This window comes from Pseudomonas sp. IPO3749, assembly GCF_013386605.1.
GTDB classification, from domain to species: Bacteria; Pseudomonadota; Gammaproteobacteria; order Pseudomonadales; family Pseudomonadaceae; genus Aquipseudomonas; species Aquipseudomonas azotoformans_A.
In genome coordinates this window covers 1-9,690 of the sequence record NZ_JACARN010000136.1, presented here as the reverse complement: position 1 = coordinate 9,690, position 9,690 = coordinate 1, and the positions used below count along the sequence as shown (strand labels likewise).

Genomic DNA, 9,690 nt, shown 5'->3' with positions numbered 1-9,690 from the left:
CTGGAAGATTGCAGTGACTTTGAACTGCATGTGGCGGTGAGCTTCGATGGCAAATGCGATCTGAAGAAGGTTTCCAGCTTTGATGTTCAGACGTTCACCATCGAGCAGGAAAACCTGGTGTTGGATGCTCCGGAAGTGCTCGAAGCCGTGGGCAAGCAACTGACGATTTACAACGCCAGAAACGGCATGACCGTTCGGGTTGCCTACACGGGCATAAGCGACAAACACCAGATTCAGTTGAATGTTAAGCGGGCAGATGGCACCTCCATACCGTTACTCCCCTTGCAGGGTGACAACAATCGTGGATATGTAGACTTCCCTATTGATCGCACGGAAGTGATTCATGCAAGCGGCAAGACGCTCACGATCAACTACACCGTTACCAGTGCCTGCAAGATTCAGACGTCGAAAGATCTGGATCTTGACGTCAGCGAGCCTGTGCGCCTGACAACGCCGGAAGTGGCGCAGGCCACGCCGCCTGCAACGCCAGGCGGCATTCTGGATTTGCGTACATTTGGTGCCGATGCTGACATTGGTGTGCCCGATTGGTGGTTCATGTTGACCGGGCAACGGGGCTGGCTGGAGTGTTCGGGCAAGTTGTGGAATGGGTCTATCCACACCTTTAAGGTAATGGATGCCGAGTTGATTACGAATGCGGATGTCACCAACGGGTTGTCGCGCGCGCTTAAGCGACTTGAGTTGGATAAATACGAAACCGGTACGGAATTGACTTTCGTGTTCAAGCTAACCGCGGACGGCGGTGTTGATGTAAACAAGGCAATTACTTTTCCTGCGTTGAAGTTAATCCTTCGTAAGCGCTTGCTTGACGAAACGCCATTCGACCCAAATGGGAGAGACTGGAACAGCTGGCAGAGAGGCGCCGGGGCAACCAACCCTGCTGATCTGAGACGTGATTACGGCCCCTATCCTTGGGGTAACGGCTACTGGCTGACGAATTGGGGATATACAGGCACAACCAACCCAAGCACCCAGAGCGAGATACTTTTTAGAGTCTTCAATAATCTGGAACCGGGGCGTTTATATAGGTTTCATGCCTGGGTCCGGGACGATAACGGCGTACCTAACCCTCCTCTGCTTGTGCTTAGGGTGAATGGAGCCGATATCACCCCGGTTATTACACCTGACACGACCTGGTATTTGCTTGAGGGCGCGTTTACTCCCTCTTCAACGACTGTAAGGCTCAGTCTCAATAACCTTCGTATGGGATCAGGGCCGGGTAATGACTTCAGGGTGACTTGGCTCCGGGTGTATGAGGTCTGATTCAAGTGAGTGTTCTCTAGCAAGCAAAAGGCCTCCGCAGAACGGAGGCCTTTTTTTAAAGCAATCGCGCGTGGCTCACTTCGGCCCCATGATTTTCCCCAACTTCTCCGGCGAAGGCGCCCCCTGCTGTTGCTGCAACCCTCCCTTGTCATCCAGATAGAAAATTGCCGGCGTCGCTGACAATTCCAGCTCATCCATCAACTTCATGTTGCTATCAAGCTTGGCCTCGATATCCGCCGGGATCTTGTCCAGCGCCTGCAACTTACTGCCTTTGCCGGCGGCTTCATGTTCTTCAAGGGCTTTTTGCGGATCCTTGGCGGCGAACAGCGCGGCGGATTTGCCTGGGCTGTCTTCGCGGATGATGCCAACCATGATGTGGCGCAGCTGCACTTTGCCGGCCTTCACCCACGGACGCGCCTGTTCCCAGAACATATTGCAGTAAGGGCAGTTGGGGTCGCTGAACAGGTAGACGATGCGCGGGGCTTTTACGTCGCCGTCCTGGATCCAGCTGCTTTTTTCCATTCTGGCCCAGACTTCCTTGGCCATCGGCGCGTACACCAGTTTTTCCAGCGGCGCGCTGCTCAGGTCGTTGCCTTGGGCGTCGTACAGGTTGCCGGCGATCACGCTTTTGCCGTCGGCGGTCAGGTACAGGGCCATGCCACGGTTCTGGTACTGGGCGGCGTAGCCGGTGAGGCCGCTGGGGGCGTCGAATTTGCCGAGGATCTTGGCGCCCTTGGCCTCGATCTGTTTGATCGGCGCCGGCCAGTCTTCGGCCTGGGCCAGGGAGGCCGCGAGCGTCAGCGGCAGCAGGGTCAGCAGGTGGCGGAGGCGAGGCATGTCGGTTTCCTTTGTGGGGCGGTGTCGAAGGGTTCCATGGCACGGGCCAGGCTGGCTTGGGACAGTTCGCCGAGGTGGCTGTTGATCAGGCGCCCTTCGGCGCTATAGAACAGCGTCGTCGGCAAGGCCATCGAGCCCACGGCTTGGCCGAGGCGGCCGCTGGCGTCGAATAAAACGTTGTCGAGGGTCAGGCCCTGGGTGGCGAGGAAGGTGCTGACGCTCTGCATGCTTTCGGCCTGGTTGACGAACAGGAAGGTCACGTCGGGGCGTTGGTGTTGGGCACGTTCCAGCACCGGCATCTCGCGACGGCACGGCGGGCACCAGGTGGCCCACAGGTTGATCACCAGCGGGCCGCCTTTGTAATCGGTCAGTTGCACCACGTCGCCATTGGCATTGCGCAGGGTGATGTCCGGCAGTTGCGAGCCTTTGTCGTAGAGGCTCAGGGACAGACTGGTCAGGCCCCAGAACACCAGGCCGGTGGCCACCCCGGCAGCCAGCGGCGTGCGCAGGGCCGGGCGGCGCCAGCCGTAGAGCAGCGCGCCCAGGATCAGCGCAATCACACCGGGCCAGGCGAGGAAGCCGCCGTCGCGCAGGTCGACCATCTGCAGCGGCGCGTGACTGTAGTCACTCCAGTACATCAGCACAAAGCTGACGCGGGCCACCAGCATGCCCAGCAGGAACAGGCTGAACAGCACCGATTCCGGGTTTTCACCACCACGCTTGGCCACGCGCCAGCCCACCAGGGTGGCGAGAATCAGCGCGCTGATCAGCAGGATGTGATTCAGGGCGATGGCGAAGGTGCCGATGGTCAGGGTCAGCATTCAGAGGGCGTCCCGGGTGTGCGTCCAGCGTTGCAGGAAGGCGGCGGCATCCACTTCGCCGGTGATGCGTTGAGCGCGGCGTTCTTCACCGTCCGGGCCGATCCACACGAAGCTCGGCGGGCCAGGGACTTTGTAGCGGCCGAGCAGCTCGCGGCTGGCGGCGTTGTCGGCGGTGACGTCCAGGCGCAGCAGGCGCACGTCTTTCAGGGCAGCCATCACCTCGGGTTTACCGAATACCTGTTTTTCCATGATCTTGCACGACACGCACCAGTCGGCGTAGTAATCCACCAGCACCCACTGGCCTTGGGCCTTGGCGCTATCGAGCTGGCTTTGCAGCACGGCGGGGTCGCTGAGGGTCATGAAGGCGTCGTGTGCGCTCGGTGCGGCGGCAGTCCGCGAGCCGCTGTAGACCTTCAACGGTTGCCACAGGTCATCGCTGCCACCCGCTGCGCCCACCACCAGCACCGCGCCCCACAGGCCGAGCACCAGGGAACCGGCGCCAAACACCTTGGCCGCCAGGCCATATTCGCGGGCCAGGGTCCAGCCGCAGTAGGCCATCACCAACGCGAGTGCGCCCCACAGGCCGATCCACAGGCTTTCATCGACCACTGGGCGAATCATCAGCACGGCGGTGCCGAGGAACAGGAAGCCGAAGACGCCCTTGAGTACGTTCATCCAGGTGCCCGGCTTGGGCAGGAAGCGATTGCCCACGGTCACCAGCAGCAACAGCGGAATGCCAATGCCGATGCCCATGGCGAACAGGATCAGGCCGCCGTGCAAGGCGTTGCCGCTCTGGGCGATATACAACAGGGCTCCGGCCAGGGGGGCGGTCATGCACGGGCCCACCAGCAGGCCGGACAGTGCGCCGAGAACTCCCGCACCGACCAGGCTGCCGCCGCTTTGCTGGCGGCTGACGTTGTCCAGGCGATCACGCAGGAAGGCCGGCAGTTGCAGTTCGAAGAAACCGAACATCGGCAGGGCTAGAATGACGAACAGCGCGGCGAAACTGCCGAGGATCCATGGAGTTTGCAGTAGCGCGGCGAGGTTGCTGCCGAGCAGCGCGGCCACTACGCCCAGTGCGGCATACACCAGCGCCATGCACACCACATAGCTGCTGGCCAAGGCAAACCCGCGGCGTGGGCTGGCGCCACTGCCGACTACCAGACCGGCGAGGATCGGCAGCATCGGCAGCGAACAGGGGGCAAATGCCAGCAACAGGCCGAGGCCGAAGAACAGCAGCAGGCTCCAACCCAGGCTACGTTGTTGCAGGCCACTGGCCAGGCTCTGATCCTGGGCTTCGGCGGTCGCGGCAACGGCCGGGTTGCCCCCCAGGTCCACGGTCATCGACTGCGGCGGATAGCACAGGCCCGCATCGGCACAGCCCTGCCAGCCGAGCTTGACCTGGCCGGTGGCGCCGGCCGGGATCTTCACCTCCAGGCCCTGGCGATACACCTCCTGGTCACCGAAGAATTCATCGCTATGGGCCTCGCCTTGCGGCAACGCGGGCTTTTCGGCCAGGCCCTCGAATTTCATGCGTTGCTTGTAGAGGTAGTAACCGTCGGCAATCTGCCAATACAGCTGGGTCTCGCCACTTTCAAGACGTTCGGAGGTAAAGGTGAAGGCTTTGCCCACCGGGAGGAAATCGGGTTTGGTCTCAAACGGATTGCCCGGCGCGGCCTGGGCGAACCCCGCGAACAACACCAGCAGAAAGGTAAACAGATGCCGCATGGTCAAGCCTTAGTTCGATGCAAGTAGGCACACAATGTGTGGCGTTGATTAACCGATGATTAACCGAGGCTATTCTAGATTGAGTGTGGGGGGTTTAGCGGCATAATCTGCAGTTAATCCACGGCACTTTTAATCACCCCATCTTTCATGAAGGGTTCACCATGCACGTACTGGTCTGTGAAGACGACGAACTGATCGCCAGCGGCATCGTGGCCGGCCTGACCGCCCAGGGTTTTACCGTGGAGCGCGTGGCCTCGGCCGGTGCCGCGCGCGCGATGCTCAGGGCCGCCACGTTTGACATCATGGTGCTCGACCTCGGCCTGCCGGACGAGGACGGCCTCAAGCTGTTGCAGCAACAGCGCAGCCAGGGCCTGGAGATTCCGGTGCTGATCCTCACCGCACGCGACTCAGTGACCAACCGTGTCGACGGCCTGCAGGCCGGCGCCGACGACTACCTGCTCAAACCCTTCGACCTGCGCGAACTCGCCGCCCGTCTGCAAACCCTGCTGCGTCGGGTGGCGGGGCGCAGCGTCAACCTGATCGAACATGGCCGCCTGGCCTACGACCCCAGCAGCCGCGAAACCTTCCTGGGCGGCGAGCCGGTGGACCTGTCGCGCCGCGAGCAGGCGCTGTTGCAGGCCCTGTTGCATAACAAAGGCCGGGTGCTGTCCAGCGAACAGCTCAAGGACAGCGTCTACGGTTTCAATGACGAATTGGAAAGCAACGCCCTCAACGTGCATATCCACCACCTGCGGCGCAAATTGGGCAACGGCATCGTCGAGACCGTGCGCGGCCTCGGCTATCGCCTGGGCCCGGCGGACGGGGGCGAGGACGCATCGTGAAAAGCCTGCGCCTGCGCCTGACATTCAAGCTGGGCGCCGCTTTTGTGTTGATCTGGGCGCTGGCGGCGGCCTGGATGCTCAACGACCTGCGCAACCAGATGATGTTCTCTCTCGACCAACGCCTGGTGGCGTCGGCGCGCATGGTGGCGGGGCTGACCGAGCAAATGCCGGGCCTGGCCAGTGTGAGCGGCGGTGCGCATTTCCATGGGGCACAACTCAACGTGCCGGGTGGCATGGCGTGCCAGGTCAGTTCCTTGCGTGGCGAAGTGCTGGCGCGCAGTCATGCCACGCCGGATGAAGGCCTGGAATCGCGCCAGAGTGGCTTTCGTGACCAGGTGATCGATGGCGTGAACTGGCGCAGTTTCACCCTGTCCCGTGGTGACCTGTTGATCACCACCGCCGACCGTCAGGTGGAGCGTGAGGCGTTGAACCTGTCGATCCTGCTGGCTGCTTCGGTGCCGGTCGGCGTGGCAATGCTCGGCTGCCTGTGCCTGCTGTGGTTGGGCATCGGCCAGAGCCTGCTGCCGCTCAACCGCATGCGTGACGCTCTGATGCGGCGCAGTGCGGACTCCCTGGAACCGCTGCAGATCCACCCGTTGCCCAGCGAACTCAAGCCACTGCTCGACACCCAGAACCAATTGTTGCAACGCATCGCCAAGACCATCGAGCGCGAACGCCGCCTGACCGGCGACGCCGCCCACGAACTGCGCAGCCCGCTGACGGCGATCAAGACCCACCTGCAAGTAGCGCGCATGACCGACGGCGCAGCCCGCGACCAATCCCTGGCCCACGCCGAGGAGGGCGCCGACCGCCTGCATCGCACCCTGGAGCAATTGCTGCTGCTGGCGCGGGTGGAGGGCAACCTGTCATTTGACGATGGCATGCACTCCAGTGCCGAGGACGTGGCACGGCTGGCCATCCAGGATGCCAATGCCGGTGATAACTCGCGCATCGACCTGATCCTGCCGGATAACCTCTCGGTTACCCCGGTGGAAATGCCGGTGGGCCTGGCGGTCGCGGCCCTGCGCAACCTGCTGGACAACGCCCTGCGCCACACGCCGGCGGACACGCGGGTGGAACTGCGCGTATTGATCGAGGCGGATAACGTGGTGTTCTGCGTGCGTGACCACGGCAAGCAGATTTCGCCGGAGGACCTGCAATACCTGACCCAACGCTTTTGGCGCAATGGCAACAGCGAAGGCTGCGGGCTGGGCCTGGCGATCGTGCAAGCGATCGTGCAGCGCTGCTCCTGCTCCTTGAAGTTCGACAGCCAGCCGGATGGCCTGCGCGTCGAATTGGGCATGCCGCTACGGCGCTGATCACTTTTCTTTCAAGTGCCACATAGTTACCGCCCTCCTGAGGATCAAGCCTTCAGGATGGCGGTAATTTTTTGCGCTTGAACGGGCTGAACGACTCGGCCTGTATTGAAAAGGACGGTTCTTATGTTGGTCATCGATACAAGCTTCCCTGCCAAAGGTTTCAACGAACGCAACGGCGAGCCCGTGCGGCAGGTGATCCTGCATTACACCGCGGCACCTTTTGGCTCATCCCTGCGCACCCTGACCCAGGATGGCGTGAGTGCGCACTACCTGCTGCCCGACTCTGACGACCCCAGCTACCGCGCCGCAGGCTACGAAGAGTTGCGGGTGTTTCGGTTGGTGGAAGAGGACAAGCGCGCCTGGCATGCCGGGGTGAGTCATTGGGCGGGGCGCGACAACCTCAACAGCCGCTCGGTCGGTATCGAGATCGTCAACCTGGCACGGGATGACGGCGGTGTGTTCACCTTTCCCGCCTACGGTGAGGAACAAGTCGACGTGTTGATTGCCCTGGTGCGCGACATTCTCGGACGTTATCCACAGATTGGGCCTACCGACATTCTCGGGCATTCGGACGTGGCGTTCAGCCGTAAGAGCGATCCAGGGCCGCGTCTGCCGTGGCGGCGCTTGCATGACGCGGGGGTAGGGGCCTGGTTTGATGAAGCGTCCCAGGCGATGTATCAACGCCGCTTCTGCCTGGGGCTGCCGTCGGAAGTCGAGGTGGAGCGGGCGTTTCAGCGCTACGGGTATGCGCCGGCGAAGAATCGGCGAGGGTTTGAACAGCGCACGCGAGCGTTTCAGATGCACTTTCGTCCACGGGATTATCGTGGGTTTCTGGATGCTGAAACCTGCGCGATTCTTTATGCGTTGAATGAAAAGTACCAAGGGCTGTGCAGTTGACGGTTTTTCGCGACCGGAGGAGTAAATCCTCCTGACGCTGGTGCGTTTCCAGAACAGGAAATCCGTGCGCATGCCCCTTGGGCCAGACGCCAGCGGATCGGCAGTTTGGTCACCATCATCAGCGTATTGAGGGATCGAGAAATGTCAGTCGCTACCAGCCGTATCGAAGACGTCCAGGTGCATGAAACGCTTTACCAGTTCGACGAAACCCCGCTGCTCGCGCGTCAGCGCCAGCAGGAATCCAACGCCCGCAGCTACCCTAGGCGCATTCCCCTGGCGCTCAAACGTGCCAAGGGCCTCTACGTGGAAGACGTGGAAGGCCGCCGTTTCATCGACTGCCTGGCCGGTGCGGGTACGTTGGCGCTGGGGCATAACCACCCGGTGGTGATCGAGGCGATCCAGCAAGTGCTGGCCGATGAATTGCCTCTGCATACCCTGGACCTGACGACGCCGGTCAAGGATCAGTTTGTACAGGACCTGTTCGGCCTGTTGCCGCCTGCGTTGGCGCGGGAAGCGAAAATCCAGTTCTGCGGCCCTACTGGCACGGATGCGGTGGAAGCGGCATTGAAGCTGGTACGCACTGCCACTGGCCGTAGCACCGTACTGTCCTTCCAGGGCGGTTACCACGGCATGAGCCAGGGCGCGTTGAGCCTGATGGGCAGCCTGGGGCCGAAAAAACCCTTGGGGGCCTTGCTCGGCAATGGCGTGCAGTTTTTGCCGTACCCCTACGACTACCGTTGCCCGTTCGGCCTGGGCGGCGCCGAAGGGGTGCGGGTCAACCTGCATTACCTGGAAAACCTGCTGAACGATCCCGAAGCGGGCGTGCTATTGCCGGCGGCGGTGATCGTCGAAGTGGTGCAGGGCGAGGGCGGTGTGATTCCGGCGGATCTCGACTGGCTGCGCGGCCTGCGCCGTATCACCGAGCAGGCGGGCGTGGCGTTGATCGTTGATGAAATTCAGAGCGGTTTCGGTCGCACCGGCAAGATGTTTGCCTTCGAACACGCCGGCATCATTCCGGATGTGGTGGTGATGTCCAAGGCCATCGGCGGCAGCCTGCCGTTGGCGGTGGTGGTGTATCGCGACTGGCTCGACACCTGGCTGCCGGGCGCCCATGCCGGCACTTTCCGTGGCAACCAAATGGCGATGGCGGCAGGCTCGGCGGTGATGCGCTACCTCAAGGAGCATGACTTGGCCGGTCACGCTGCCGCTATGGGCGAACGCTTGGGCGAACACCTGCGCATCCTGCAACGCGACTTTCCACAGCTGGGCGATATTCGCGGTCGTGGGCTGATGCTGGGTGTGGAACTGGTAGACCCGAATGGCCCACTAGACATCCAGGGTCACCCACCGGTGCACCGCCAACTGGCGCCACTGGTGCAGCGTGAATGCCTCAAGCGCGGCTTGATCCTGGAACTCGGTGGCCGGCACGGCAGCGTGGTGCGTTTCCTGCCGCCGCTGGTGATTACTGCGGCTGAAGTCGACCAGGTGGCGGACATCTTCGGGCGAGCGTTGGCGGCGGCGGTCGCCAGCCTCTAATTTTTTGCACGCTTGGTACGTTTCTACAGATATCAGTGCTGCGCGCGGTGCGCAGCCAGTCTTTCAGCGATGGAGAACAGCAATGACCTCAGTATTTGACCGCGACGACATCCTGTTTCAGGTAGTGGTCAACCACGAAGAACAGTATTCCATCTGGCCCGACTACAAGGCCGTGCCAGAAGGCTGGCGCACCGTAGGCAAGAGCGGCCTGAAGAAAGAATGCCTGGCCTACATCGAAGAAGTCTGGACGGATATGCGTCCGTTGAGCTTGCGCCAGAAGATGGACGGGGCTGCGCTCGCGGGCTGAGACGGGTGGGCTTACTGTGGTGAGCGGGCTTCTGTGGTGAGCGAGCTTGCTCGCGCTGGAGTGCGAAGCGCTCCCGGCTTTTTAGGGGCTGCTGCGCAGCCCAGCGCGGGGCAAGCCCGCTC

The 9,690-nt window shown here is 61.9% G+C and carries 8 protein-coding genes and 1 pseudogene; 6 read left to right on the top strand and 3 right to left on the bottom strand.

What is annotated here, in order from left to right; translation table 11 throughout:
- Positions 1-1,281 (top strand): annotated as a pseudogene (locus HX812_RS31620) (hypothetical protein); the annotation flags it as partial.
- Between the two features lie 75 nt (positions 1,282-1,356).
- Here HX812_RS31620 and dsbG read toward each other — a convergent pair.
- Genes dsbG through dsbD form a run of 3 tightly spaced genes read right to left on the bottom strand, consistent with a single transcriptional unit; the run spans position 1,357 to position 4,667 of the window.
- The gene (gene dsbG, locus HX812_RS31615; RefSeq protein ID WP_038841704.1) at positions 1,357-2,118 is read right to left on the bottom strand and encodes a thiol:disulfide interchange protein DsbG; all 762 of its coding nucleotides are present in this window, start codon (positions 2,116-2,118) and stop codon (positions 1,357-1,359) included.
- Positions 2,094-2,939 (bottom strand): TlpA disulfide reductase family protein, encoded by an 846-nt coding sequence (locus HX812_RS31610; RefSeq protein ID WP_038841707.1) that lies wholly within the window; start codon positions 2,937-2,939, stop codon positions 2,094-2,096. Before HX812_RS31610 ends, dsbG begins: the two co-directional genes overlap by 25 nt.
- Complete coding sequence (dsbD, locus tag HX812_RS31605; protein ID WP_038841710.1) at positions 2,940-4,667, bottom strand: protein-disulfide reductase DsbD; 1,728 nt, start codon at positions 4,665-4,667, stop codon at positions 2,940-2,942. It abuts the gene before it with no gap.
- A 161-nt stretch (positions 4,668-4,828) separates the two neighbouring features.
- Here dsbD and HX812_RS31600 point away from each other — a divergent pair, with 161 nt between their 5' ends.
- From HX812_RS31600 to HX812_RS31580, 5 genes are all read left to right on the top strand, one after another.
- Complete coding sequence (locus HX812_RS31600; RefSeq protein WP_010208813.1) at positions 4,829-5,509, top strand: response regulator; 681 nt, start codon at positions 4,829-4,831, stop codon at positions 5,507-5,509.
- The gene (locus HX812_RS31595; protein ID WP_028617286.1) at positions 5,506-6,828 is read left to right on the top strand and encodes an ATP-binding protein; all 1,323 of its coding nucleotides are present in this window, start codon (positions 5,506-5,508) and stop codon (positions 6,826-6,828) included. The genes HX812_RS31600 and HX812_RS31595 overlap by 4 nt, the downstream gene beginning before the upstream one ends.
- Before the next feature lie 123 nt (positions 6,829-6,951).
- On the top strand, positions 6,952-7,725 hold the full coding sequence (locus tag HX812_RS31590) for an N-acetylmuramoyl-L-alanine amidase (protein ID WP_038841716.1): 774 nt from the start codon (positions 6,952-6,954) through the stop codon (positions 7,723-7,725).
- Between the two features lie 141 nt (positions 7,726-7,866).
- Positions 7,867-9,261: an aspartate aminotransferase family protein gene (locus tag HX812_RS31585; protein WP_038841719.1), complete on the top strand. Its 1,395-nt coding sequence runs from the start codon at positions 7,867-7,869 to the stop codon at positions 9,259-9,261.
- 82 nt (positions 9,262-9,343) lie between these two features.
- Positions 9,344-9,568, top strand: a complete 225-nt coding sequence (locus tag HX812_RS31580; protein ID WP_038841721.1) for an MbtH family protein — start codon at positions 9,344-9,346, stop codon at positions 9,566-9,568.
- Positions 9,569-9,690 lie beyond the last annotated feature (122 nt).